A 25,038-nucleotide genomic window follows, 5' to 3' on the forward strand; every position below is an offset into this window, starting at 1 on the left:
ATAATACCATTGGGGAGGAAATGGGTGGCGGACATCGAGATCCGGGATGTCAGCAAGCGCTTCGGGCCGGTCACGGTGTTCGACGGCCTGTCGCTGTCGGTCGAGTCGGGCGAGTTCATGGTCTTCCTCGGACCATCCGGCTGCGGCAAGTCCACCCTGCTGCGCATGATCGCCGGTCTGGAAAGCGTCGACGGCGGTGAGATCCGGATCGCCGGCACCCGGGTCGACACCCTGCCGCCGGGCGCCCGCCGGGTGGCGATGGTGTTCCAGCATTATGCCCTGTACCCCCACATGACGATCTTCGAGAACATGGCGTTCGGGCTGCGCAACATCGGCCTGAAGCAGCCGGAGATCGAGCAGCGCGTCCAGGGCGCCGCGCGGACGCTGGAGATCGAGGAGCTGCTGCAGCGCAAGCCGGGCCAGCTGTCCGGCGGCCAGCGCCAGCGCGTCGCCATCGGCCGCGCCATCGTCAAGGAGCCGCGGGCCTTCCTGTTCGACGAGCCGCTGTCGAACCTGGACGCGGCGCTGCGGGTGCGCACCCGGGTCGAGCTGGCGCGGCTGCACCGCCGGCTGCGCGCCACCATGATCTTCGTCACCCATGACCAGGTCGAGGCGATGACGCTGGCCGACCGCATCGTGGTGATGAACGAGGGCCGGATCGAGCAGGTCGGCACGCCGATGGAGATCTACACCCGGCCGGCCACCAAATTCGTCGCCCGCTTCGTCGGCGTGCCGGCGATGACCTTCCTCGATGCCACCGTCGTGGGCGAGGCCGGCGGCGCCGTGCTGCGCCTGCCGGACGGGACCGAGCTGCGCACCCCGGTGCCGGCCGACGGGCTGCCGTCGCATCAGCCGATCACGCTGGGCCTGCGGGCCGAGGCGGTGCGGATCGATCATCAGGGCGGCATGCAGGGCACGGTCGAGGTGGTCGAGCGGCTGGGCGACCGCACCCATCTGCATGTCCGGCTGCAGGACGGGTCGACCTTGATCGCCGAGGATGCCGGCTTGAGCGGCGTCGCGGTCGAGGACCGGGTGGGCCTGCGCATCGACCCGGCCGCCGTCCACCTGTTCGGCGCCGACGGCGTCGGCCGCCACGCCACGGTGTGAGGAGGACATGGTGACCGACGCCGCCACCGCCGCCGGCCGCAGCATCGAACGGACCCGCCGCCTGGGCGGCGCCCGGATCGGGGCGGACTGGCGCAATGTCGGCTTCGTCCTGCCCTTCCTGATCGTCTACGTGCTGCTGCTGGTCTGGCCGCTGATCGACGGCATCTGGATCAGCCTGCAGAAGTTCGACATGTTCGACGGCACCGGCACCTATGCCGGCCTGGCCAACTACAAGCGCCTGTTCGCCGACAAGATCTTCCTCGGCGCGGTCTGGAACACGGTGCTGTTCGTGCTGATGACGGTGCCGGCCTTCGTCGTCGTCGGCCTGATCCTGGCCCTGGCGCTGAACCGGCCGACCCGGGCCGCCGCCGCGCTGCGCGCCACCTTCTTCGCCACCTCGGTGCTGTCGGTCACCATCGTCACCATCGTCTGGAAGATGGTGTACCTGCCGGACCGCGGCCTCTTGACCAATGTCCTGGGCGTGTTCGGGCAGGCGCCGATCCCGATCCTGAGCGACCCCAACCTGGCCCTGCCGGGCATCGCCGCCGCCACGGTGTGGTGGGGCATCGGCCTGCCGATGATGCTGTTCCTGGCGGCGCTGCAGCAGATCCCGCGCGAGCTGTACGAGGCCGCGGCGCTGGACAGCGCGGGCCGCTGGCGCTCGTTCCGGCACATCACCCTGCCCTCGATCCGGCGCACCGTGGTGCTCGTGGCCGTGGTCGAGATCGTCTACCAGTTCCAGCTGTTCGGGCAGTCCTACCTGCTGACCCGCGGCGGGCCGAACAACGCCTCGCGCCCGATCGTGCAGTTCATCTACGAGCAGGGCTTCCGCAACTGGGACCTGGGCTACGCTGCCGCGGCGTCCGAGGTGCTGTTCGGGCTGATGCTGATCGCCGCCATGGCGCAGTACCTGCTGACCCGCCGGAGGGCCGAGGGATGACCGCCATCACCACGGCGCAGCCGCGGCAGGGCATGGTCGGCCGCAGCCTGGGCGACCGGCTGATCCTGTGGGCCGTCATCCTGCTGGCCGTGATCTGGGTGGTGCCGGTGGCCTGGATCACCGGCCTGTCGTTCAAGCCGAACAGCGAGCTGATGACTAGCACCGGCACGCTGTTCCGGGCGCCCTACACGCTGAAGAACTATACCGACATCCTCGCCAATTCCGGCGTGTTCCGCTGGGTGCTGAACAGTGTGATCGTGTCGCTGGGCCAGACCCTGGGCGTGCTGGTGCTGGCCTCGCTGGCCGGCTACGGCTTCGCCCGCGCCCAGTTCCCGGGCCGCGGCATTGTCTTCGCGCTGGTGCTGATCGGGCTGGCCGTACCGGAGCAGGCGGTGATCATCGCCCGCTTCCAGATGTTCAACGACCTGAAGATCCACAACTCCTATCTCGGGCTGATCCTGCCGCATCTGTCGGCGCCCTTCGGCGTCTTCCTGATGACGCAGTACTTCAAGGCGATCCCGCGCGAGCTGGACGAGGCGGCGCTGCTGGACAACGCCTCGCGCTTCAAGACCTTCTGGCGCGTGCTGCTGCCGCTGACCGTGCCGGCCCAGGCGACGCTGGGGATCTTCACCTTCCTCAGCGCCTGGAACGACTACCTCTGGCCGCTGATCTCGGCGACCAAGCCGGAGATGTTCACCCTGACCGTCGGCCTGGCCTCGACCCAGACCAACTTCGCCCAGTCCGAGGGCTTGGGCTACCTGATGGCACAGTCGGTCTTCGCCGGGCTGCCCGTGCTGATCGTCTACCTGTTCTTCCAGAAATACATCGTCACGGCCGTCGCCGGCGCCGCCGTCCGTTGAGGCGTGCGGCAGAAGCGGCCGGAACCAAGGAGGGAGAGCCATGAGAAGCCGCTTTGCTTTGGCCCTGGCGGGGCTGGTCCTGGCCGCAGGCCCCGTCTGGGCGCAGGACAAGACCGAGATCTCGCTGTCGCGCTTCTTCGGCGCCTGCGAGGCCGACTATGCCGATGTCACCGACGTCTCGAAGGCGCATGGCGAGTGCGGCATCATCACGGCGCTGATCAACAAGTTCAACGCCGAGAGCCCGGACGTCCACGTCAAGGTCGATATCGTCGAATGGCCCGGCTACGACCAGCTGACCGCCCGGCTGCGCTCGGACGACCCGCCGACCATCTCAGTGATGCATGAGGCGGTGATCAGCGACTATGCCTCGCGCGACCTGCTGGAGCCGCTGGACGAGGACTTCAAGGCGGCCGGCATCGACACCGCCGACTTCACCGAAGCAGCCAAGGCCGGGGTGACCAAGGACGGCAAGATCTACGCCCTGCCCTTCGACACCCATACCTGGCTGTGGCACATCAACCTGAATCTGTTCAAGCAGGCCGGGCTGGTGTCGGACGACGGCAAGCCGATCCTGCCGAAATCGCCGGAGGAGCTGCTGGCCCAGGCCAAGCAGTTCAAGGAGAAGACCGGTAAGCCCTATTTCGTGCAGGCGACGGTGAACGAGCAGGCGAACTATGCCCGCACGCTCTACACCCTGCTGTACCAGCAGAACTCCGACTTCTTCGCCGACCCGGCCCAGATCAAGCTGCAGACGCCCGAGGCGCGCAACGCAGTCGAGCTGTTCAAGTCCATCTATCAGAACGGCGACACCACCAAGGACCAGGACTATTCCGCGTCGACGGCCGGCTTCGCCCAGGGCGATGGCGGCGTCTACATCATGGGCACCTGGCTGATCGACAGCTACAACGAGGAGGCGGCCAAGCTCGGCGGCGCGCTGAGCAACGGCTACACCGTCGTGCCCTTCCCGCAGCTCTATGGCAACGCCAAGGTCTGGGCCGACGGCCACAGCTGGGTGGTGCCCAAGGCCGGCCTGGACGACGCCAAGCGCAAGGCCGCGGTCAAGGTCCTGAAGTTCCTGTGGGACAACGATTTCGAATGGGCGCGGACCGGCCACCTGCCGGTGCGGACCTCGGTCGCGACGTCCCAGGCCTTCCTCGACCTGCCGCACCGCAAGGACATCGTCAGCCTGACCAAGGACGGCACAGCCCTGCCCCAGGCGGTGAAGCGCCAGTTCGGGATCCAGGAGATCCTGACCGAGGAGTTCAACGCCGCGGCGCAGAACCAGAAGACCGTCGACCAGGCCCTGGCCGACGCGGAGAGCCGCGTCAACGAGCTGCTGGCCAACGCCCGCTGACCCTTCCCGGCCGCGCCGTCCGGCGCGGCCGATCCTTCCACCATCCGATCGAGACCACCGACCCATGATCTCCGCACGGCTCACCGTCGATCGCGACTTCGTCCTCTCCGATCTCGACCGCCGCGTCTTCGGCGCCTTCGTCGAGCATATGGGCCGCTGCGTCTATGGCGGCATCTACGAGCCCGGCCATCCGACCGCCGATGCCCGCGGCTTCCGCGGCGACGTGCTGGAGCTGACCCGCGAGCTCGGGCCGACCATCATCCGCTATCCCGGCGGCAACTTCCTCTCGGGCTACGACTGGGAGGACGGGGTCGGGCCGGTGGAACAGCGGCCGGTGCGCCGCGACCTGGCCTGGTCCTCGACCGAGACCAACCGCTTCGGCACCAACGAGTTCATGGACTGGGCCCGCGCCGCCGGGGTCGAGCCGATGCTGGGCGTCAATCTCGGCACCCGCGGGCCGGACGAGGCGCGCCGCTTCCTGGAATACTGCAACCACGCCAGCGGGTCGGCGCTGTCGGACCTGCGCCGGTCGCACGGCCACGAGGCGCCGCACGACGTCAAGTTCTGGTGCCTGGGCAACGAGATGGATGGGCCCTGGCAGATCGGTGCCAAGACCGCCGAGGAATACGGCCGGGCGGCGCTGGAGACGGCCAAGGTGATGCGCTGGGTCGACCCGACCATCCAGCTCGCCGCCTGCGGCTCGTCCCACCGCAACATGGCGACCTACGGCGCCTGGGAATACCAGGTGCTGGACCACTGCTACGACCAGGTCGACTTCATCTCGCTGCACACCTACTTCAACAACAACGCCGATTCGGCGCCGGAGTATTTCGGCGTGATCGAGCTGATGGACGCCTTCATCAAGGAGGTGGCGGCGATCTGCGACGCGGTCGGGGCCAAGCGCCGGTCGCGCAAGAAGATCATGCTGTCCTTCGACGAGTGGAACGTCTGGTACAAGACCCACAAGATCGAGCACATGCGCAAGCCGGGCTGGCCCGAGGCGCCGCATCTGATCGAGGAGGTCTACAACGCCGAGGATGCGCTGATCGTCGGCGGCGCCCTGATCGCCCTGATGAACAATGCCGACCGGGTGAAGACCGCCTGCATCGCCCAGCTGGTCAACGTCATCGGCCCGATCATGACCGAGACCGGCGGCGCCGCCTGGCGCCAGACCATCTTCCACCCCTTCGCCCTGGCCGCCCGCCACGGCCATGGCAGGGTCCTGCAAGCCAAGGTCGAATCGCCGAGCTATGCCGCCCAGTCGTGGCCGGAGATCCCGTATCTCTACGCCACCGTGGTCGACAACCCGGCCGACGGCACCACCACGGTCTTCGCCCTGAACCGCAGCCTGTCCGACCCGATGGATTTGGACGTCGTGCTGCGCGGCCTCGGCGCCGACCGGCAGCTGGTGGAGGCGACCGAGATCCACCACGCCAACCTCAAGGCGGTGAACACCAAGGACGCGCCGAACACCGTGGCGCCGGCGGCGAATCCGGACGTCTCGGTCGATGGCGAGCGGCTGCGGGCGAAGCTAAAGCCGGCCAGCTGGAACGTGATCGTGACCCGGAGCGCGCCGCGGGCGTAGTCTGGGCCGGGAGGGGCCCGCGACTCTCGGCTTGACGCCGGGCGTGCGGCCCCTTATACGAACGCCCTCGTCCCGGCAGCAATGCCGGGCCATTGTTTTTGACCGTGTTTCGAGGATAGACCCATGGCGCGACGCTGCCAGGTGACCGGCAAGGGCGTGATGAGTGGCAACAATGTCAGCCACGCCAAGAACAGAACCCGCCGGCGCTTCCTGCCGAACCTGCAGACCACCTCGCTGATTTCCGAGGTTCTCGGGGTGTCGGTGCGCATGCGCCTGTCCACCAACGGCATCCGGACCATCGAGCATCGCGGTGGCCTCGACGGCTATCTCGCCGGCGCCCCGGACTCGGCCCTGGACGCCGAGCTGCGCGGCCTGAAGCACCGCATCATCAAGGCCCAGGCCGCCGCCCAGGCGGCCTGATCGACCCAGGCTTCGGCGCGGCCCCGGCCGCGCCCTTACGTGAGTAGCCCGCCCACGGTCGCGGGCTTTTTTCGTTGCCGCCCGCAGCCATTGCGGACAGGCCATTGTTCCCGTAACGCTCTCTCGAAACAATGAGGGGATCGCCATGGGGATGACGCTCTATTCCGGGCCGCTGAGCCTGTTCTCGCGCAAGGTCGAGATCGCGCTGGCCGAGAAGGGCTTGGCCCATGAGCGGATCATGGTGCCCTTCACCCAGACCGAGGGCTACCGGCCGAAGCACCCGGTGGTGCTGGCCGGCAATCCCAAGGGCCAGGTGCCGGTGCTGGTCGATGGCGACCTCACCCTGTTCGATTCGACCGTGATCCTCGACTATCTCGAGGACGCCTACCCTACGCCGCCGCTGTTTCCGCGCGACGCCGCCGGCCGCGCCCGCTGCCGCCTGGCCGAGCTGGAGGCCGACGAGATCCTGATGCCGGACATCCGGCCGCTGATGCATCGCAGCGAGCCGCCCGACCCGGCCCGGCTGGAGGCGCAGGAAGCCGGCGCCCGTCAAGCCGAGGAAGCCCTGCGCGGCCATTGGCGCCGGCTGGACGACCGGCTGGCCGGCCGCGAGTTCGTCTTCAAGTCGTTGACCGTCGCCGACATCGCCCTGTTCATGGCCGTGCTGTTCGCGCTGCGTCTGCGCGGGCCGGGGCTGGACGGGTTCCCGGCTTCGGCCGCGTGGTACGAGAGGCTCTCCGCCCGCCCCGCCTTCGCCAAAGTCCTGGCCGAGGTCGCCGCCGCCGACCGCGAGCTGTCGCCGGCCCTCTTCGGATAGTCCCGGCTCACCCCCTCACCCGAAATCGCTGCGCGATTTCGACCTCTCCCCAAGGAGAGGTGTAGGGAGCGCGGCCTGTTTCCCTCTCCTTGGGGAGGCCCGTCGCGTTGGCGACGGGAGGGTGAGGGGGAATCGCGCTGACCCTCGCCCTATCTTCCCGTCCACATCGGCTTGCGCTTCTCGGCGAAGGCGCGGGCGCCTTCCAGCTGGTCGTCGCTGTCGTAGAGAGTCGCCACGGTCGGGAAGCCGCGGCGCATCACCCGGGCCAGCGCCGCCTGCACCGGCATCGCCTCGCTCTCCCGCGCCACCTCCTTGATCGCAGCGAAGACCAAAGGCGGGCCGTCGGCCAGGTGCCGGGCCAAGGCACGGGCGCGGTCCATCAGTTCCGCCGCCGGCACCACCTGGTTCACCAGGCCCCAGCGCGCCGCCTCCGCCGCCTCCATCCAGCGGCCGGTGTAGAGCAGGTCCATCGCCACATGATACGGGATGCGGCGCGGCAGCTTGATCGTCGCCGCATCGGCCAGGGTGCCGGCATTGATCTCCGGCAGCGCGAACCGGACATGGTCGGCCGCCAGGATCAGGTCGGCGGACAGCGCCAGCTCGAACCCGCCGCCGACCGCCATGCCGTTGACCGCCGCGATCACCGGCTTGTTCAGGCCCGGCAGCTCCTGCAGCCCGGCAAAGCCGCCGATGCCGTAATCCTCGTCCGGCCGGATGCCCTCGGCCGCCACCGCCTTGAGGTCCCAGCCGGCGGAGAAGAACCGGTCGCCGCCGCCGGTGACGATGGCGACACGCAGGGCCGGGTCATCGCGGAACCCGGCGAAGACCTCGCCCATGCGGCGGCTGGTGGCGGCATCGATCGCGTTCGCCTTCGGCCGGTCCAGCACCACCTCGAGCACGGCGCCGTCGCGGGTGACGCACAGGGGATCATCGGTCATCGGGGTCCTCCACCAGTCGCAGCAGGACATCGGCGGCCACCGCGTCCTGCGACGTCACGATCAACGGGTTGACGTCGAGCTCGGCCAGCCGGCCAGTGTGTGCCAGCGCGAAACCCTGGACCGCCAACACGGCGTCGACCGCGGCGTCGAGATCGCCCGGCGGCCGGCCGCGATGGCCCTCCAGCAACTTGGCAATCTTAAGCGACCGGATCGCCGCTGCGATCTCCGCCCGGCGGGCCGGCAGCAGCAGGATCCGCTGGTCGCCGACCAGCTCGACCAGCGTGCCGCCGGAACCGAGCACGAGATGCGGCCCGAGCATCGTGTCGCGGCCGATGCCGACGATCAACTCGGCCACCGCGCCGCCGACCATGCGCTCGACCAGCAAGGCCTCGCCGAGTCCGGCCAGGGCCGCGGCGGCGTCGCGCACCGCGCCGGCATCGGCCAGGTTGAGGCGCACGGCGCCGAGCTCGGTCTTGTGCGCCAGATCGGCGCCGGTGGCCTTGAGCACGACCGGAAAGCCGATCGCCTCGGCGGCCGCCACCGCTTCCTCCGGCGACAGGGCCAGCCGCCCCACCGGCACCGGCACGCCATGCGCGGCGAGGCGTCGCTTGCCGTCCCATTCCGACAGGGTGCGGATCGGTCCCGGCTCCAACGGCACCGTCTCCGCCGGCAGCGGCACATCGGTCTCGCTGAGTATGTCGCCCACCTCTGCCGCTGCGGCGGTGGCGGCCAGCGCGTCGTCGAGGCCGAGCAGCGGGGCGACGCCGACCGCGATCAGGCGCTGCGCCTGATCCTCCGGCAACCCCTCAGGCAGGGAGGCGACCAGCGCGGCCTTGCGGCCGGTGCGCTGCGACGCCGCCACCAGCGCTTCCAGCGACGGCACCCAGTCGACATCGCTGCAGCGGTCGCCGCGCGGGAGGTCGAGCACCAGCAGCGTCAGGTCGAACTCGGCCGCCATCATCGCCGAAAAGGTCTCGGTCATGGCCGAGGCGTCGGCCCAGATAAAGGTGTGGTAGTCGAAGGGATTCGACACCGTAACCAGCTCCGACACCGTCGCCGCCACCCGGGCCGCCTGCGCCGCGTCGAGCGGCCGGAAGCGCAGCCCGGTGCCGAGCGCGGCGTCGGCGATCAGCGCCGCCTCGCCGCCCGAGCAGCTCATCGAGGCGATGTCGCGGCCGGGCAGCCGGCCGGCGACATGCAGCAGCTTCAACGCCTCCAGCAGCACCGGCAGCGAGGCGACGCGGACCACGCCGATGCGGCGCAGGAAGGCGTCGGTCACCGCATCGGCCCCGGCCAGGGAGGCGGTGTGGCTGAGGGTCAGCCGCGCCCCTTCCGCCGAGCGGCCGGTCTTCAGCGCCAGGATCGGTACACCCTGCCGCCGCGCCCGCGCCGCCGCCCGGGCCAGGGCGGCGGGCTCGGCCAGGCCCTCGATGTGCAGGCCGATGGCGGTGACGCGCGGGTCGTCTAGGAAGGCCTCGACCATCTCGGCAAGGCCGGCCACCGCCTGGTTGCCCAGGGTCGCGACATAGGCGATCGGCAGGCCGCGCCGCTGCATGGTCAGGTTGATGGCGATGTTGCTGGACTGGGTGACCAGCGCCACGCCGCGCTCCACCCGCTGCCCGCCATGCTGGTCGGGCCACAGCAGGGCGCCGTCGAGATAGTTGATCACGCCGTAGCAGTTGGGACCGAGCACCGGCATGGTGCCCGCCGCCGCGACCAGCCGGGCCTGGAGATCGGTTCCCTCCCCGCCGGTCTCGGCGAAGCCGGAGGCGTAGCAGACCGCCCCGCCGGCGCCGCGTTCGGCCAGCGCGGCCGTGACCTCGATCGCGGCATGGCGGTTGATGCCGAGGAAGACGGCATCGGGCGCGCCCGGCAGCTCCGTGACGCTGCGGAAGGCGGGCAGCCCTTCGACCGTGTCGTGCTGCGGATGCACCGGCCAGATCTCGCCGGCGAAGCCCATGCGCCGGCTCTGCCGGATCACCTCCGCCGCCGGCTTCCCGCCGATCACCGCGATCGAGCGCGGACGAAGCAGGCGGGACAGGTCGAAACGTCGGGTCATCACGCCCCCAGCGGGCGCAGCAGATCCCGCGCAATGATGTGGCGCTGGATCTCGCTGGTGCCGTCCCAGATCCGCTCCACCCGCGCGTCGCGCCAGAAGCGTTCGATCGGCAAGTCGTCCATCAGCCCCATGCCGCCATGGATCTGCAGCGCCGCATCCGTCACCCGGCCCAGCATCTCCGAGGCGAAGAGCTTGGCCTGGCTGATCGCGCGGTTGGCGTCCTGGCCCTGGTCGATGCGCCAGGCGGCGGACAGCGTCAGCCAGTCGGCCGCGTCGATCTCGGTGATCATGTCGGCCAGCTTGAAGCCGGTGCCCTGGAAGCGGCCGATCGGCTGGCCGAACTGCTTGCGCTGGGCGGCATAGGACAGCGCCAGGTCGAAGGCGCGGCGGGCGCGGCCGACGCACATCGCCGCCACGGTCAGGCGGGTGGCGTGCAGCCAGGTGTTGGCCAGATCGAAGCCCCGCCCCTCCTCGCCCAGCATCTGCTCCGCCGGCACCCGGCAGTCGTCGAAGGTCAGCGTCGAATTGTGGTAGCCGCGATGCGAGACGGAATTGTAGCCGGGATGGATCCCGAAGCCCGGCGTATCGCGGTCGACCAGCAGGCAGGAGATGCGCTTGCGCCCGGCGCCGTCCTCGCCCGTGGCGACGAACAGGATGACGAAATCGGCGACATTGGCATGGCTGATGAAATGCTTGGTGCCGTTGATCACCCAGTCGCCGCCGTCGCGCCGGGCGCTGCAGCTCATGCCCCGCAGGTCGGAGCCGGCGTCGGGCTCGGTCATCGCCAGCGCGTCGACCTTCTCGCCGCGGACGCAGGGCAGGAGGTACCGGTCGCGCTGCTCCGGCGTGCCGGCGCAGAGGATGTTGGAGGGCCGGCCCCAGAACAACGTCAGCGCCATCGAAGCGCGGCCGAGTTCGCGCTCCAGCAGGGTGAAGGTCAGATGGTCGAGGCCGCCGCCGCCGAATTCCTCCGGGATGTTAGGAGCGTAGAAGCCGAGGTCGCGGACCTTGCGCTGGATCTCGCGCCCGACCTCCGGCGCCACATGGCCGGTGCGCTCCACCTCCCGCTCCAGCGGCTGCAGCTCGTACTCGACGAAGCCGCGCACCGTGTCGACGACCAGCTGCTGCTCGTGGCTGAGCCCGAAATCCATCCTCGCCTCCCTGGCTTTCCGGAAGGCTATTGCGGCGCGGGCCGGCCGGGCGATACCGTTTCGGACTGAGTCGATACGGAATCGGACCATGGCCGAGCCGCTGCGGATCGACATCCTGGTGCTGGACGCCTTCTCCAACCTCACCCTGGCGGCGCTGGTCGAGCCGCTGCGCGCCGCCAACCGGATGGCGGGGCGGCGGCTGTTCGACTGGTCGGTGCTGAGTGAGGATGGCGGCCCGGTCACCAGCAGCAGCGGGCTGCGGGTCGACGCCGACGCGGCGATGGCGGCGGGCGCGGCCGAGACGCTGTATGTCGTCGCCAGCTACGAGGCCGAGGCGCGGGCCACGCCCGCGGTCCGGCGCTTCCTGCGGGCGGCGGCCCGGCGCGGCGCCGTGATCGCCGGGCTCGAATCGGCGCCCTATGTGCTGGCCCTGGCCGGGGTGCTGGACGGCCACCGCGCCACCACGCATTGGGAGGATCTGCGCGATTTCGCCGAGCGCTTTCCGGCGGTGACCGCCGTGCCCGATCGCTTCGTCGTCGACCGCCGCCGCATCACCGCCGGCGGGGCGCTGCCGACGCTGGACCTGGTGCTGGACCTGCTGCGACGCGAGCAGGGGCTGAGCCTGGCGCTCGCCGTGTCCAGCACCTTCCTCTATGAGGGCACGCATCCCGGCCACGACCCGCAGCACATGGTCGCCGCCGGCCGTCTGGCCTGGCAGGACCCGCTGCTGGTGCGGGCGATCCGGCTGATGGAGGCGAACATCGAGGCGCCACTGCCGGTCGAGGCGATCGCGGCCGAGCTGGGCATCGGCCCGCGCGCTTTGCTGCAGCGCTTCCGGGCCACGCTCGGCACCGGCCCCAAGGCCTATTACGCCGAGCTGCGCCTGGCCCTGGCCCGGCGCCTGCTGGAAAATACCGACCGCCCGGTCAATGATATCGCCGCCGATTGCGGCTTCGCCTCCGGCTCCGCCCTCGCCCGCGCCTTCCGCACCCGCTACGGGGTCAATCCGGCAGGATTCAGGAGGGCCGCCTGACCACCGGGTCCGGCGAGAAGCGGGCCTGGCGGGGGTCGAGCTCATGGCCCTGCCGCTCGGTCAGCAGGCCATACAGCTCCGGCCGCCTGCCGCGGATCCAGCGCCGGCCGGTCGCCAGCGGCAGCAGGTCGAGGTCGAGATCGGCCACCACCATGGCGTCGTCGGCCACGCCGGTCTCGGCCAGGATGCGGCCATAGGGGTCCAGCACCATGGCGTTGCCGGTGCGCACCTCGCCGTCATCCTCGCCGACGCCGTTGCTGAACAGCAGGAACATGCCGTTGTCATGCGCCCGCGCCGGCAGCCACCGCATCAGCCAGCCGCGGCCGTTCGGCCCTGCGAACTCGGCCTCGATCGCCGCCGGGTCCTGGTGCCGCCGATCCCACAGCGCCGGGTCGATCGGCTTCATGCCGTGCGGGCTGCGCGAGGCGCAGCCGCCGGTCTGGTGCGGCGTCAGCAGGATCTCGGCGCCCAGGAGGGCCGTGGCCCGGGCATTCTCCACCAGGTTGTTGTCCCAGCAGATCAACACGCCCAGCCGCACGCCCCAGGCCGTGTCGAACACGGTGTAGCGGTTGCCGCTGGCGATGTGGTCGCTCTCGAAGGCGTGCAGCTTGCGGTGGCAATGCACCGATCCGTCCGGCAGGCAGACGGCATAGGAATTATAGAACCGGCCGTCGGCGCCCGCCTCGACCAGCCCGACGCCGATCGCCATGCCGTGCTGCATCGCCAGGTCGCGCACCACCTGCACCGACGGTCCATCCGGCACCGGCTCGGCCAGGGCCGCGATGGCGTCTCGGCCCAGGTTGCGGACGTGCCAGTAGCCGGTGATGCACATCTCCGGGAAGGCCAGGATCTTCACCCCCTGCGCCGCCGCGGCCGCGGTGAAGTGGCGGATGCGGGACAGGTTGTACGGCTTGTCGTCGGCCTGGTGCCGGAACTGGACGGTGGCGGCGCGCAGCAGGGTCATCACGGCCTCGCGGGATGTCGATGCCGCGACTCTAGCTGCCGAGCAGGCTGTGCATGGACTATCATCCCCGCACCATGCCCGATCGAAACCGCACAGCCCTGGACTGGGACGATGTCCGCTACGCCGTCGCTTTGGCGCGGCATGGCAGCCTGTCCGCCACCGCCCGGGCGCTCGGCGTCAACCATGCCACCGTGTCGCGCCGGCTGGACGGGCTGGAGCGGGCGCTGGGCCGACCGATCTTCGACCGCCGCCCGGACGGCTATCGCCCGAACGCGGCGGGCGCGGCGGTGCTGGCCGAGGCCGAGGCGATGGAAGCCGGGGCGATGGCCCTGCTGCGCCGGCTGGACCATGCCGAGGACGGGCCTGTCGGGCCGGTTCGGCTGACCACCGCCCGATCGCTGGCGCTGGGCTTCCTGATCGACCGGCTGGACGGGCTGCGCCGGCGCCATCCGGGCATCGCGCTGGAGCTGGTGCTGGAGACCCGGATCACCAGCCTGGCCCGGCGCGAGGCCGAGATCGCCCTGCGCCTGGGCCGGCCGGCGGACAGCACCCTGGTCGGAAAGCGGGTGGCGAGCATCACCTATCGCGCCTATGCCGCGCCCGCGGTGGCGGCCAGCGCGGCGGCCGGCGGCACCCCACCCCTGATCGGCGACGAGGATGGCGGGTCGGAGGCGGCCTGGCTGGCGCGCCACCATCCCGGCCGCCCGATCGCCTTCCGCTGCGACAGCCAGATGGCCCAGGCCGCGGCCGCCCGTGCCGGCTGGGGAATCGCACTGCTGCCGCGCTTCCTGGGCGACCCCGATCCCGGCCTGGCGCCGGTCGCGCTGGATGCCCTGCCGCCGCCGCGCGAGATCTGGCTACTGATCCGCCCCGACCTGGCCGAGGTGCCGCGGGTGCGGGCGGTGGCCGACGCGCTGGCCGGGCTGTTCCGGGAGCACCGGGCGCTGTTCGGCCAGGGTCAGGACCCATGACCACCGGGCAGCGAGGCGCATCGCGATCGCCGCGGCAGCGCCGACACCGACCCGGCCGCCAACCCTGCAGCGATCGATTTCCGAGAGGGCGCCGGTCCCGGGCGGCCGACGCCGTCTGCTCGGATGGCCGCCGTCAGACGTTGCTGACGCCGCCGTCGACGACCATGTCGGAGCCTGTCATGAACGAGCTCTCGTCCGAGGCAAGGAAGAGGGCGGCGTTGGCGAGCTCCTCGGGCCGAGCCAGTCTCAGCATGGGCGTGTAGCTGGCGTACCCCTTGCGGATCGCGGCGGCCTCTTCGGGCGTGGTCGCCTGGGAATCGAGCATCGGCGTGTCGACGACGCCCGGGCTCAGCGTGTTCGCGCGGATGCCGCTGTCCTTGAACTCGGCCGCCCAGGTCCGGGAATAGGAACGCAGCGCCGCCTTGGTGGCGGCGTAGGTCGAGTGGTTCGCCAGGCCCATGGTGTGCATGGCCGAGGCGACGAGGATGATCGATCCGCCGCGCCCCATCATCGGCAGCATCTTCTGCACGAGGAACAGGGCTGCCTTGGCGTTCAGGTCGAATGTGCGGTCGTAATGGTCCTCCGTGATGTCGGGCAGCGGCACCTGCTCGACCAGGGCGGCGTTGGACACGACCACGTCCACCTTGCCCTTCGCCCGTCGGACCGCGTCGGCGACACGGTCGAGGTCCTCGAGCCTGGACGCGTCCGCCTGGATGGCGGTGACATCGCCGCCGATGAGCTTCACCGCCTCGTCGAGCGCTTCCCGGCGCCGGCCGAAGATGAACACATGGGCGCCCTCCTTCGCGAATCGCTGGGCAATGGCCAGCCCGATGCCGCTATTGCCGCCGCTGATCACGGCAACCTTGCCTTCCAGTCTCGACATGATGCTTCCTTCGGCCTGCGTCCCCGGATCGTCCGGGAACAGCGTTGAGGGGCTCTGCGCCGCGACAATGGCTGCCCGCGCTCGGCATGCCGGCTACGCTGCCCTCGAGGCCGTGGAGATAGGTCCGCCTGAGTCAGGGGTTCAGTGCGGAAGTTTGCATATGGGTGGTGCGAAATAGATCCGGCCAAAGCCGTGGCGGACGATGTCGGCGGTTCGCAAGCAACCGGACGAGCCGCACTCGCAGCGATAGGCAAGGGCTCTCGCGCAGGCTCCCCGCCTATGTGCCGCTGCTCGCTGGGCTGTCCCCGACTGACGAACGGCAGATCGCCGATCAATCAACCGGCGGAGAACACGCCCCGAAGCAGCGCCGCGACGGCCAGCGCCAGCACGCCGGCAACCGCGACCGGGATCGCCGCCGCCGGCCAGCCCGCGGCGTCGACCACGCCACCGACCGCCACCGGTCCGATCACCTGGCCGAGATTGCTGCCTTGCATGATCAGGCCGAGCGTCATCGGCCCGAGGCCCGGCTTCGGCGCCACCGGCGCCGCGGCGCCGAGCACCGTGGCCGGCAGCAGCCCGCCGACGCCGGAGAAGACGACGCAGAGCAGGAACACCACCGTCGGCGGCAGCGGGAGGGCGAAGACGGCGATGCCGGTCAGGGTCATGATGGTGGCCGCCGTGGCGATCAGCACCCAGCGGGCCGCGCCGCGCCCGAGCAGCACACCGGCCGCCAGATTGCCCAGGACATTGGCCCCGACGGCGACCGCGCTGAGCGCCCCGGCCGCGGCGACGGCCACGCCCATCCGCTCCATCAGCAGCACCGGCAGGAAGCTGGCCAGGGCGAAGTAGAGCAGGCTGTAGAGCACGAAAGCGGAGGCTAGCAGCAGCGGCCCGCGCGAGGTCGCCGTCAGCGCCGCATCGCGGCCGATCTCACGCCAGGACAGGCCGTCCGGCACGCGGTCCCACACCCGCACGGCGAGCAGAACCAGCAGGACAAAGGCGCCGGCCAGGATGGCGTTGGCGACCCAGAACGGACGCCATCCCGCCAGCGCGGCGCCGAGCAGCAGGGCGATCGCCATGCCGCCCGGCATGAAGGCGCTCCAGATGCCGAAGGCGAGGTCGCGGTCCGGCGCGGCGACGATGCGCTGCAGCAGCGCCGGCGCCGCGACCACGACCAGCAGGAAGCCGAGCCCTTCGAGCACGCGCGTGCCGAGCAGCAGCGGGAAGCTGCCGGCCATCGAGCCAACGACGCTGCCCAGCGCCAGTGCGGCGAGACCGAGCGCCAGCAGCCGGCGGTCGCCGAACCGGGCCACCGCCGCTCCCGCCGGGATGCCGCCGACCACGCCGAGCAGGGCGAAGACCGACATGATCCAGCCCGCGGCTTCGAGCCCCAGGCCGAATTCGGCGCGCAGGGCCGGCAGGGCGATGGCGCCCTTGCCGACCTGCAGCGCCGCGACAACACCGGAAGCGACCACCACGGCGACCGCAACCCAGCGGGTCGGCGTCGCCTCGGTCCGCGCGAGCGCTGCCGTCACGCCGCGGACTCCCGGAGCGGCCCGCTGGCCTGGATCGCACGGGTCCAGTGCACCAGGCGGTGCATCATCCGGGCCAGGATCGCCCGCGTCGGCTCATCGGTCAGGCGCAGTTCGTCATCGAACTTTTCGGCGGCGCGGCCGACGAAGATCTCCGGCTGGTTCAGCACATGCAGGCCGGTGGTGATGGCCACGTCGCGCAGATGCAGCTGCGCCCGCACCGTCCCCATCCCGGCCGAGGCGCCGAGCATGGCGACCGGCTTGCCGACCAGCACCGAGGCGCCATAGGGCCGCGACGCCCAGTCGATGGCGTTCTTCAGCGCCGGCGCGATCGAGTAGTTGTACTCCGGCACCGCCAGCAGCAGCGCGTCGGCCGCTTCGATCTTCGCCTTCAGCGCCTGGACCGGCGCGGGGATGCCCTCGGCCTCGACATCCTCGTTGAAGAAGGGCAGGTCGTGCAGCGGATGGATCTTGAGCACAGCGTCGGCGGGCAGCAGCTCACCGGCGGCGCGCAGCAGCGCCGTGTTCAGCGAGGCCCGGCGCAAGCTGCCGGACAGGCCGAGGATGTGGATCGGGTCGGACATAGCAAACCCCTTCTAGAAAGGCCGGGGCTCGTTTTGCGGCCCGGACCACAGGGGATTTGGCCCCGGAGCAGCGCGACGGCCATCGGCGAGGTCCGTATGCATCCTATACGAATCCGTATAACTAAGGGTTGAGTTGCGCTGCCTGCGCCTTCAGCTCGGCAACGGCGAAGTCGATGAAGGCGCGGATGCGGGGCGAGTCGCGGAGGTCGGCATGCACCCCCAGGCGCACCGACTGCACCGGGCAGGACACCGGCGTCTCGATCCGCCGCAGCCCGGGTCGCGGATCGCCCAGCAGCCGGGGCAGGCCGGCCATCGCAACCCCGGTCTCGGCGGCGGCCATCTGCGATCCCAGGCCGCTGGTGCGCAGGACCACCCGCGCCTGCGGCGCGATGCCATCCAGCCAGACTGCCTGGGTCGACCGCCTGGCGAAGTCGTACATGGTGACCACGGCATGACCGGCGCAGCCGGCGGCAAAGTCCGGCGGTCCGTGCCGGCCGAGATAGCCGGGGGTGGCATAGAGCCCGTAGCCGACCTCCGCCACCTTGCGCTCGATCAGGTCTTCCTGGGCGAAGGCGGCGAAGCGGAAGGCCAGGTCGGCCTCGCGCCGCGACAGGTTGAAGATGCGCGGCTCGTTCAGCAGCTCGATCGCCACCAGCGGGTGCAGCGCGCCGAACCGCGCCGTGATCGGGCCGACGACATGGTCGCCGAACCAGTCCAGGCTGGTGACGGTGATGGCGCCCTGCAGCCCGGTGTCGCGCGCGGCGATCCGGCGCTCCACCGCCAGCGCACCCTCCTCCATCCGCTCCAGCCCGTCGATCAGCGCGACGCAGAGCGCGGTCGGCGACAGGCCGCCGGCCGAGCGCTCGAACAGCTTGACGCCGATCCGGCGCTCCAGCCCGTCGAGGCGCCGACTGACCGTCGGCTGGGTGGTGCCGAGCTGTCGCGCCGCGGCGCTGAGCGACCCGTGCCGGGCGACGGCGAAGGCGAACTTCAGGTCGTCCCAATCCATGCGAGGACTATACGGAACTGCATGGATGACCGGAAGGGTTGCCTCCCCGCCGGTCAGCCCTTACGGGCAGGGGCTCGGATACGCCGTGTGGATCGCGTCGATGCCCTAGATCACCTCGGGCGACAGCGTGATCTCGGCCGCGGCGATGTCGGTGCGCAGTTGCTCCATCGAGGTGGCGCCGATGATCACCGAGGTCATGAACGGCCGCGACAGGGCATAGGCGATCGCCATCTGCGCCGGATCCAGCCCGTGCTCGCGCGCCAAGGCGATATAGCGCCGGGTCGCCGGCTCGGCGTTCGGCGTGTCGTAGCGCGAGCGGCGCGCGTCGACGGCACGGCGCGAGCCCGGCGGCACTTGGCCGTCGAGATACTTGCCGGTCAGCGTCGCCGCGGCGAGGGGTGCGTAGCCGAGCAGCCCGACCTGCTCACGATGGGCGCATTCGGCGAGGCCGATTTCGAAGCTGCGGTTCAGCAGGTTGTAGGGGTTCTGGATCGAGACCGGGCGCGGCAGGCCCATCCGGTCCGACGCCTCGACGTAGCGCATCAGGCCCCAGGGGGTCTCGTTCGACAGGCCGACATGGCGGATGCGGCCGGCCTTCACCTCGTCGGCCAGCGCTGCCAGCGTCTCCTCCGGCGCGATGAAATCTTCCGCCGAATCATGGGCGTAGCCGAGCTTGCCGAAGCTGTTCACTGAGCGGTTCGGCCAATGCAGCTGGTACAGGTCGATCCAGTCGGTCTGCAGCCGCTTCAGGCTGGCCTCGACCGCCGCCTTGACGTTCTTGGCGTCGAGCCGCGGCTTGCCGTCGCGGACATGGGCCAGATGGGCGCCCGGGCCGGCGATCTTGCTGGCAAGGACCACCTGGTTGCGCTTGCCGGTCTTCGCGAACCAGCTGCCGATGATCTCCTCGGTCCGACCATAGCTCTGGGCCGTCGGGGGCACCGAATACATCTCGGCCGTGTCCCAGAAGGTGACGCCGCGGTCGAGCGCGTAGTCCATCTGGGCATGGCCCTCGGCCTCGGTATTCTGCGTGCCCCAGGTCATGGTGCCGAGGCAGATCGCGGTGACGTCGAGGCCGGTGCGGCCGAGCGGACGCTGTTCCATCAGGGGCTCCCGGGAGCGGATCGTGATTGGTCGGACGATTTCGCTATAACCGGAAACGCCGCCGGACGGAACCGCGATGCGGCCTCAGCCGGTCTTCGCCAAGCCGCTCGACCGGATCAGCTCGACCACCGCGGGGGTGATGCGCTCGACGATCAGCTTCACACCCGCGGCGCTTGGGTGCATGCCGTCCGGCTGGTTCAGCGCCGTCACCATCGCCACCCCGTCGAGGAAGAACGGGTAGAGGGCCACGCCATGGGCCTTGGCCAGGTCCGGGAAGATCGGGTCGAAGGCGGCGGCATAGGCCGGGCCGAGATTGGGCGCGGCCCGCATGCCGGCCAGCAGCGTCGGGATCTTCTCCTGCCCAAGCCGGGCCAGAATCTTGTCGAGGTTGACGCGGGTCGAGGCCGGGTCGAGGCCGCGCAGCATGTCGTTGGCGCCGAGCTCGACGATCGCGAGGTCGGGCTTGTCGGCCAGGGCCCAGTCCAGCCGGTCGAGCCCGCCGGCGCTGGTGTCGCCGGACACGCCGCCGTTCAGCACCGTCACGTCATGGCCCTGCGCCCGCAGTGCCGCCTCGAGCTGCGGCACGAAGCCGTCCGCCGGATCCAGGCCAAAGCCGGCGGTCAGGCTGTCGCCCAAAGCGAGGATGCGGATCGTTCCCGCCTGCGCCAGGCCGGGCAGCGCCGCGGCCGCGCACAGGGCCAGGAGCGCTGCATTGAAAAGGCGCCGCGCGGCGCCATCTGTCCGGAGTCGGGCAAAAGGGATGCGCATGGACGGGACTACTCCTGCACCGCAGGCCGGCTTCGGGGCCGGAAGAGCTGCCCCGCCCGGCATCCGGCTGACCGATGTGCATCTTGAATTGGCGAGCGCGGCCGGCCCCGTCAACATCCTGCGCGGAATCGACCTGTCCGTCGCCGCCGGCGAGGTGGTGTCGATCGTCGGCCCTTCCGGCTCCGGCAAGTCCAGCCTGATGATGTTGATCGGCGGGCTGGAGCGGCCGACCCAGGGCCGGGTCGAGGTCGCCGGGCGCGAGCTGTCGACGGCGAGCGAGGACGCGCTGGCGCTGTTCCGCCGCGACCATGTCGGCATCGTGTTCCAGAATTTTCACCTGATTCCGACCATGACGGCGCTGGAGAACGTCGCCATCCCGCTGGAGTTCGCGGGCGCGGCCGACGCCTTCGACCGGGCGGCGGAGCGGCTGCGCGCCGTCGGGCTGGGCCACCGCCTGAGCCACTATCCCGGCCAGCTGTCGGGCGGCGAGCAGCAGCGCACCGCCCTGGCCCGCGCCTTCGCCGCCGACCCCGACGTGATCCTGGCCGACGAGCCGACCGGCAACCTGGACGGCGAGACCGGGCGGCAGGTGATCGATCTGATGTTCGACCTGTCGCGCCGGCGCGGCGCCACCCTGCTGCTGATCACTCACGACCCGGCGCTGGCGGCGCGCTGCGACCGCATCGTCCGGCTGGTCGACGGCCGCATCACCGATGCCGGCCTCACCCACTCCGCCGCCCTGGCCCGGCTGAAATGAGCTTCCGCAACGCCGCCCGCCTGGCCCGGCGCGAGCTGCGCGGCGGCCTGAAGGGCTTCCGCATCTTCCTGGCCTGCCTGGCGCTGGGCGTCGGCGCCATCGCCGCGGTCCAGTCGGTGGCCGACGGCATCCGCCGCAGCATCGCCGAGGACGGCCAGGCGATCCTGGGCGGCGACATCGAGCTGCACCGGCTGTACCAGCCGGCGACGGCGGAGGAGCGGGCGCAGTTCGAAGCTGCCGGCCGGGTGTCGGAGGTGGTCGAGACCCGCGGCATGGCCCGCAACCCGCAGGACGAGGCGACGACGCTGGTCGAGCTGAAGGCCGTCGACGGTGCCTATCCGCTGTACGGCCGGGTGGAGCTGGAGGGCGGCGGCGACCTGCAGGCGGCGCTGGCGCCGCGGGACGGCCTCTGGGGCGCCGTGGCCGACCCGGAGGTGGCGGCCCGGCTGGGCCTGTCCGCCGGCGACAAGATCGCGGTCGGCGACGCCGTGCTGCAGTTGCGCGGCACCATCACGCGCGAGCCGGACAAGGCCGGCAGCGGCTTCGCCATCGGGCCGCGGCTGATGATCGCCCGTGGCGCGCTGGACGCCAGCGGCCTGATCCAGCCCGGATCGATGCTGACCTGGGACTACCGTCTGGCCCTGCCGCGCGGCAGCGACACGCGCAAGGTCGCCAAGACCCTGAAGGCACAATATACGGACGCCAACTGGCGGGTGCGCGACGACCGCGACGCGGCGCCGTCGCTGCGCCGGACCATCGACCAGCTGACCATGTATCTGACCCTGGTCGGGCTGACCGCGCTGCTGGTCGGCGGCGCCGGGGTCGGCAACGCGGTGCGGGCCTGGCTGGATGCGCGGCTGGCCACCATCGCCACGCTGAAATGCCTGGGCGCGCCCGGGCGGCTGATCTTCCAGACCTATCTGCTGCAGGTGCTGGTGCTGTCCAGCCTCGGCATCGCCATCGGCCTGCTGATCGGCGCCGCGGCGCCTTCGGCCGTCGCCGCCCTGATCCACGGGCTGCTGCCGGTCGAGGCCCGGATCGGGGTCTATCCCGGCGCCCTGCTGCTGGCCACCGGCTTCGGCCTGCTGACCAGCCTGACCTTCTCGCTGTGGCCGCTGGCCCGCGCCGCCCGCATCCCGGCCGCGGCGCTGTTCCGCGACCGGGTGGCGCCGCGCCATGCCCGGCCGGAGGCGCGCTTCATCGCGATCACCGGCCTGTGCGCTATCGCCCTGGCCGGACTCGCCGTCGCCACCGCGGCGGATCCGTTCCTGGCCGCGATCTTCGTCGGCGGCGCGATCGCCGCGATCCTGTTGTTCACCGGCACTGCGCTGGGCGTGATGGCGCTGTCCCGCCGCGCCCCCCGTTCCCGCCGGCCGGGGCTGCGCCTGGCGCTGGCCAACCTGCACCGGCCGGGCGCGCCGACGCCGCAGATCGTGCTGTCGCTCGGCCTCGGCCTGACCGTGCTGGCGGCGATCGCCCTGATCCAGGGCAACATGGACCGGCAGATCCGCGACACCCTGCCAGACCAGGCGCCCTCCTTCTTCTTCGTCGACGTGCAGAAGTCCCAGAAGCAGCAGTTCGATGCCCTGATCCAGGGCACACCGGGCGCCGCCGACCTCGCCGAGGTGCCGAGCCTGCGCGGCCGCATCGCGGCGGTGAACGGCGTGCCGGCCGACAAGGCGGTGGTCGACCCCAGCAAGTCTAGCTGGCTGCGCGGCGACCGCGGCGTCACCTATGCCGCGGCGATGCCGCCGAAGGACACGCTGCTGCAGGGGCAATGGTGGCCGGCCGATTACGACGGCCCGCCGCAGATCTCGGTCTACAAGGACATCGCCGAGGCCTTCGGGCTGAAGCCGGGCGACCGGATGACGGTCAACGTGCTGGGCCGCGACATCGAGGCCGAGGTCGCCAGCATCCGCGACATCGACTGGAGCACCCTGGGCATCAACTTCACCCTGATCATGTCGCCGAAGCCGCTGTCGGCGGCGCCGCACACCTGGCTGGCGACGGTCCGCGTGCCGCCGTCCGAGGAGATGTCGCTGCAGAGGGCGGTCACTGAAGCCTTCCCCAACGTCACCACGGTGCGCCTGAGGGATGCGCTGGAGACGGTAAACGCTCTTCTGTCCCAGATCGGCACCGCAGTGCGGTCGACTGCCGGCGTCACCCTGCTGGCCGGCGCCCTGGTGCTGGCGGGCGCCGTGGTCGCGGGCCACCGTCGCCGGATTTACGACGCGGTGGTGCTGAAGGTGCTGGGCGCCACCCGCGGCGACATCCTGCGCGCCTTCCTGATCGAATACGGCCTGCTGGGCTTGCTGACCGCCGTGATCGCCTGCGCGCTGGGCAGCGTCGCCGCCTGGGCCGTGCTGACCTTCGTGATGGAGATCGACTGGACCTTCCTGCCGCTGACCCTGCTGGGCACAGCGGCGCTGTGCATCGCCATCACCCTCGGCTTCGGCTTCCTCGGCACCTGGGTGGCGCTGGGCCAGAAGGCGGCACCGCTGCTGCGGAACGAATAGGGTCCTTCGACGGAAACGCCTGAGGCCCTTCGGCGCAGGCGTCAACTGTTGTATGTTGGCTCGACGCTGCCAATATTTCAGCCGCGTGGTTCTTCACCACACTAGAGGTTTTCAAGATGGCCTTCGACCCACAGGGCCGCTACGCAACACCGGGCGCCGGCGCGCGCACCATCGAGCGTGCGGCGTTCGACGAGGGTCTGCGGCAGTACATGCTGCGGATCTACTGGTACATGGCCGGCGGCCTGCTGGTCAGCGGCATCACCGCCGCGGCGGTGATGTTCACCCCGCTGGGCGGCGTGTTCCTGGCGTTCGATCCGCTGAGGGGCGGCGTCGGCCTGACCGGGCTGGGCTGGGTGGCGCTGCTGGCGCCGATCGGCCTGATCTTCTGGATGAGCATGGGCATCCGCTCGATGAGCGCGTCCACGCTGCAGACGCTGTACTGGGCCTTCGTGGCCCTGCAGGGCATCGGCCTGGCACCGGTGCTGATGTCCTACACCGGCGAGAGCGTGGTCCGGGTGTTCTTCATCACCGCGGCCTCCTTCGCGGGGCTGAGCCTGTACGGCTACACCACCAAGCGCAGCCTGTCGGCCTTCGGCTCGTTCCTGATCATGGGCCTGTTCGGCATCATCATCGCCAGCCTGGTCAACATCTTCCTGGCCTCGAGCGGCCTGGCCTTCGTCATCAGCGTGCTCGGCGTGCTGATCTTCGCCGGCCTGATCGCCTACGACACCCAGCGGCTGAAGGAGCAGTATGCCGAAGGGCTGGGCCAGGAGGTCGAGACCAAGACCGCGGTCTGGGGTGCGCTGACCCTGTACCTGAACTTCATCAACCTGTTCCTGTTCCTGCTGCGGCTGCTGGGCAACCGCAACTGACGGACCGGACGTTTTCGCGCGGAGCCCGGCGGCCCAACCGCCGGGCTTCGTCTTTCCGGACGCCCCATCGACCATGGACATGACCGAAGCCGTTCCCGACCAGTCCCGAAAAGGCCGCGGCCGCCTGGCCGATGCGCTCGACAGCTGGATCGTCGACCACTGCGCGTTCCGGACCTTCGTCAACACCCGGGTCGAGATCGCGCCGGGAATCTGGCGCTCCGGCCAGCCGCTGCCCTACCAGATCCGCGGCATGGCGCGTGACGGCATCCGCACCATCATCAACCTGCGCGGCCCGCGGGACTGCGGTTCCTACCGCCGCCAGGTCGAGGCCTGCCGCCGCTACGGCATCACCCTGGTCGACGTCACCACCAAGTCGCGCGACGCGCCGAAGGTCAGCGTGCTGCACCAGATCAAGCGGGCGCTGGACGCGGCGGAGTATCCGATCCTGGTACATTGCAAGTCCGGCTCCGACCGCGCCGGGCTGGTGGCGGCGCTGATCCTGATGACGCGGGAGAATATCCCGCCGGCCGAGGCGCTGAAGCAGTTGCACTGGCGCTACCTGCACTTCAAGAAGTCGCCGACCGGCCTGCTGGACCGCTTCATCGAGGCCTATGACGAGGCCAATGCGCGCGAGCCGATCGCCTTCTGGGACTGGGTCGACACCGCCTATGACCGCAAGAAGGTGAAGGCCTCCTTCACCCCCAGCGGCCTCGCCACCATGATCGTGGACCGGGTGCTGGGACGCGAGTGAGCCGGCGGCTTTACCGCGGATCGCATCCGGTCTAAATTCAGACCTTATTCGGACCGATCCGGAGAG

At 70.5% G+C, this 25,038-nt stretch carries 23 protein-coding genes; 13 read left to right on the forward strand and 10 right to left on the reverse strand.

Going from position 1 to position 25,038, the window contains the following annotated elements; genetic code table 11:
• Positions 1 to 24 precede the first annotated feature (24 nt).
• The 7 genes from QFZ27_RS02105 (at position 25) to QFZ27_RS02135 (ending at position 7,083) form a co-directional block, all read left to right on the forward strand.
• A complete protein-coding gene (locus QFZ27_RS02105; RefSeq protein ID WP_429224429.1) occupies positions 25 to 1,107 on the forward strand; it encodes an ABC transporter ATP-binding protein in 1,083 nt (360 codons plus the stop codon).
• Between the two features lie 7 nt (positions 1,108 to 1,114).
• Entirely contained in the window at positions 1,115 to 2,047 is a 933-nt protein-coding gene (locus tag QFZ27_RS02110; protein ID WP_429224430.1) for a carbohydrate ABC transporter permease, read from the forward strand.
• Entirely contained in the window at positions 2,044 to 2,907 is an 864-nt protein-coding gene (locus QFZ27_RS02115; RefSeq protein WP_429224431.1) for a carbohydrate ABC transporter permease, read from the forward strand. Before QFZ27_RS02110 ends, QFZ27_RS02115 begins: the two co-directional genes overlap by 4 nt.
• Positions 2,908 to 2,947: 40 nt before the next feature.
• A complete protein-coding gene (locus tag QFZ27_RS02120) occupies positions 2,948 to 4,261 on the forward strand; it encodes an extracellular solute-binding protein (protein ID WP_429224432.1) in 1,314 nt (437 codons plus the stop codon).
• A 64-nt stretch (positions 4,262 to 4,325) separates the two neighbouring features.
• Positions 4,326 to 5,846, forward strand: coding sequence for an arabinosylfuranosidase ArfA (gene arfA, locus QFZ27_RS02125; RefSeq protein WP_429224433.1), 1,521 nt, complete (start codon positions 4,326 to 4,328; stop codon positions 5,844 to 5,846).
• 123 nt (positions 5,847 to 5,969) lie between these two features.
• Positions 5,970 to 6,266 carry a 50S ribosomal protein L28 gene (gene rpmB / locus QFZ27_RS02130; RefSeq protein WP_429224434.1) on the forward strand — a complete coding sequence of 99 codons (297 nt, stop codon included), beginning with the start codon at positions 5,970 to 5,972 and terminating at the stop codon, positions 6,264 to 6,266.
• Positions 6,267 to 6,411: 145 nt separating this feature from the next.
• Entirely contained in the window at positions 6,412 to 7,083 is a 672-nt protein-coding gene (locus QFZ27_RS02135; RefSeq protein ID WP_429224435.1) for a glutathione S-transferase family protein, read from the forward strand.
• A 149-nt stretch (positions 7,084 to 7,232) separates the two neighbouring features.
• Here QFZ27_RS02135 and QFZ27_RS02140 read toward each other — a convergent pair whose 3' ends face one another.
• The 3 genes from QFZ27_RS02140 to QFZ27_RS02150 are packed head-to-tail and all read right to left on the reverse strand — an operon-like array spanning position 7,233 to position 11,231.
• Positions 7,233 to 8,021 (reverse strand): carnitinyl-CoA dehydratase, encoded by a 789-nt coding sequence (locus QFZ27_RS02140; protein WP_429224436.1) that lies wholly within the window; start codon positions 8,019 to 8,021, stop codon positions 7,233 to 7,235.
• Positions 8,011 to 10,080: an acetate--CoA ligase family protein gene (locus QFZ27_RS02145; protein WP_429224437.1), complete on the reverse strand. Its 2,070-nt coding sequence runs from the start codon at positions 10,078 to 10,080 to the stop codon at positions 8,011 to 8,013. The genes QFZ27_RS02140 and QFZ27_RS02145 overlap by 11 nt, the downstream gene beginning before the upstream one ends.
• Positions 10,080 to 11,231, reverse strand: coding sequence for an acyl-CoA dehydrogenase family protein (locus QFZ27_RS02150; protein ID WP_429224438.1), 1,152 nt, complete (start codon positions 11,229 to 11,231; stop codon positions 10,080 to 10,082). Before QFZ27_RS02150 ends, QFZ27_RS02145 begins: the two co-directional genes overlap by 1 nt.
• A gap of 88 nt (positions 11,232 to 11,319) precedes the next feature.
• On the opposite strand from QFZ27_RS02150, the gene QFZ27_RS02155 reads away from it, so the two are divergent.
• Positions 11,320 to 12,264: a GlxA family transcriptional regulator gene (locus QFZ27_RS02155; protein ID WP_429224439.1), complete on the forward strand. Its 945-nt coding sequence runs from the start codon at positions 11,320 to 11,322 to the stop codon at positions 12,262 to 12,264.
• Here the strand turns inward: QFZ27_RS02155 and QFZ27_RS02160 are convergent.
• Positions 12,248 to 13,228, reverse strand: coding sequence for a nitrilase family protein (locus QFZ27_RS02160; protein WP_429224440.1), 981 nt, complete (start codon positions 13,226 to 13,228; stop codon positions 12,248 to 12,250). The genes QFZ27_RS02155 and QFZ27_RS02160 overlap by 17 nt on opposite strands.
• A gap of 53 nt (positions 13,229 to 13,281) precedes the next feature.
• Here QFZ27_RS02160 and QFZ27_RS02165 point away from each other — a divergent pair, with 53 nt between their 5' ends.
• Positions 13,282 to 14,199: a LysR family transcriptional regulator gene (locus QFZ27_RS02165; protein WP_429224441.1), complete on the forward strand. Its 918-nt coding sequence runs from the start codon at positions 13,282 to 13,284 to the stop codon at positions 14,197 to 14,199.
• Positions 14,200 to 14,332: 133 nt separating this feature from the next.
• Here the strand turns inward: QFZ27_RS02165 and QFZ27_RS02170 are convergent, their stop codons facing one another.
• The 6 genes from QFZ27_RS02170 to QFZ27_RS02195 form a co-directional block, all read right to left on the reverse strand.
• Positions 14,333 to 15,055 (reverse strand): SDR family NAD(P)-dependent oxidoreductase, encoded by a 723-nt coding sequence (locus QFZ27_RS02170; protein WP_429224442.1) that lies wholly within the window; start codon positions 15,053 to 15,055, stop codon positions 14,333 to 14,335.
• Positions 15,056 to 15,417: 362 nt separating this feature from the next.
• Positions 15,418 to 16,617 carry an MFS transporter gene (locus tag QFZ27_RS02175; RefSeq protein WP_429224443.1) on the reverse strand — a complete coding sequence of 400 codons (1,200 nt, stop codon included), beginning with the start codon at positions 16,615 to 16,617 and terminating at the stop codon, positions 15,418 to 15,420.
• On the reverse strand, positions 16,614 to 17,198 hold the full coding sequence (locus tag QFZ27_RS02180; protein ID WP_429224444.1) for an NADPH-dependent FMN reductase: 585 nt from the start codon (positions 17,196 to 17,198) through the stop codon (positions 16,614 to 16,616). Before QFZ27_RS02180 ends, QFZ27_RS02175 begins: the two co-directional genes overlap by 4 nt.
• Positions 17,199 to 17,319: 121 nt before the next feature.
• Positions 17,320 to 18,207 carry a LysR family transcriptional regulator gene (locus QFZ27_RS02185; protein ID WP_429224445.1) on the reverse strand — a complete coding sequence of 296 codons (888 nt, stop codon included), beginning with the start codon at positions 18,205 to 18,207 and terminating at the stop codon, positions 17,320 to 17,322.
• A gap of 105 nt (positions 18,208 to 18,312) precedes the next feature.
• Positions 18,313 to 19,308 (reverse strand): aldo/keto reductase, encoded by a 996-nt coding sequence (locus QFZ27_RS02190; protein ID WP_429224446.1) that lies wholly within the window; start codon positions 19,306 to 19,308, stop codon positions 18,313 to 18,315.
• A gap of 84 nt (positions 19,309 to 19,392) precedes the next feature.
• Positions 19,393 to 20,076 (reverse strand): arylesterase, encoded by a 684-nt coding sequence (locus tag QFZ27_RS02195; RefSeq protein WP_429224447.1) that lies wholly within the window; start codon positions 20,074 to 20,076, stop codon positions 19,393 to 19,395.
• Here QFZ27_RS02195 and QFZ27_RS02200 point away from each other — a divergent pair.
• The 4 genes from QFZ27_RS02200 to QFZ27_RS02215 all read left to right on the forward strand — a co-directional run bounded on the left by QFZ27_RS02200 (position 20,069) and on the right by QFZ27_RS02215 (position 24,972).
• On the forward strand, positions 20,069 to 20,833 hold the full coding sequence (locus tag QFZ27_RS02200) for an ABC transporter ATP-binding protein (protein WP_429224448.1): 765 nt from the start codon (positions 20,069 to 20,071) through the stop codon (positions 20,831 to 20,833). The genes QFZ27_RS02195 and QFZ27_RS02200 overlap by 8 nt on opposite strands.
• Positions 20,830 to 23,349 carry an ABC transporter permease gene (locus tag QFZ27_RS02205; RefSeq protein ID WP_429224449.1) on the forward strand — a complete coding sequence of 840 codons (2,520 nt, stop codon included), beginning with the start codon at positions 20,830 to 20,832 and terminating at the stop codon, positions 23,347 to 23,349. The genes QFZ27_RS02200 and QFZ27_RS02205 overlap by 4 nt, the downstream gene beginning before the upstream one ends.
• 116 nt (positions 23,350 to 23,465) lie before the next feature.
• A complete protein-coding gene (locus tag QFZ27_RS02210) occupies positions 23,466 to 24,221 on the forward strand; it encodes a Bax inhibitor-1/YccA family protein (protein WP_429224450.1) in 756 nt (251 codons plus the stop codon).
• A 79-nt stretch (positions 24,222 to 24,300) separates the two neighbouring features.
• Positions 24,301 to 24,972: a fused DSP-PTPase phosphatase/NAD kinase-like protein gene (locus QFZ27_RS02215; RefSeq protein WP_429224451.1), complete on the forward strand. Its 672-nt coding sequence runs from the start codon at positions 24,301 to 24,303 to the stop codon at positions 24,970 to 24,972.
• The last annotated feature ends 66 nt before the right edge of the window (positions 24,973 to 25,038 follow it).

It is taken from the genome of Inquilinus ginsengisoli (assembly GCF_050434925.1).
Taxonomy (GTDB): Bacteria; Pseudomonadota; Alphaproteobacteria; order DSM-16000; family Inquilinaceae; genus Inquilinus; species Inquilinus ginsengisoli_B.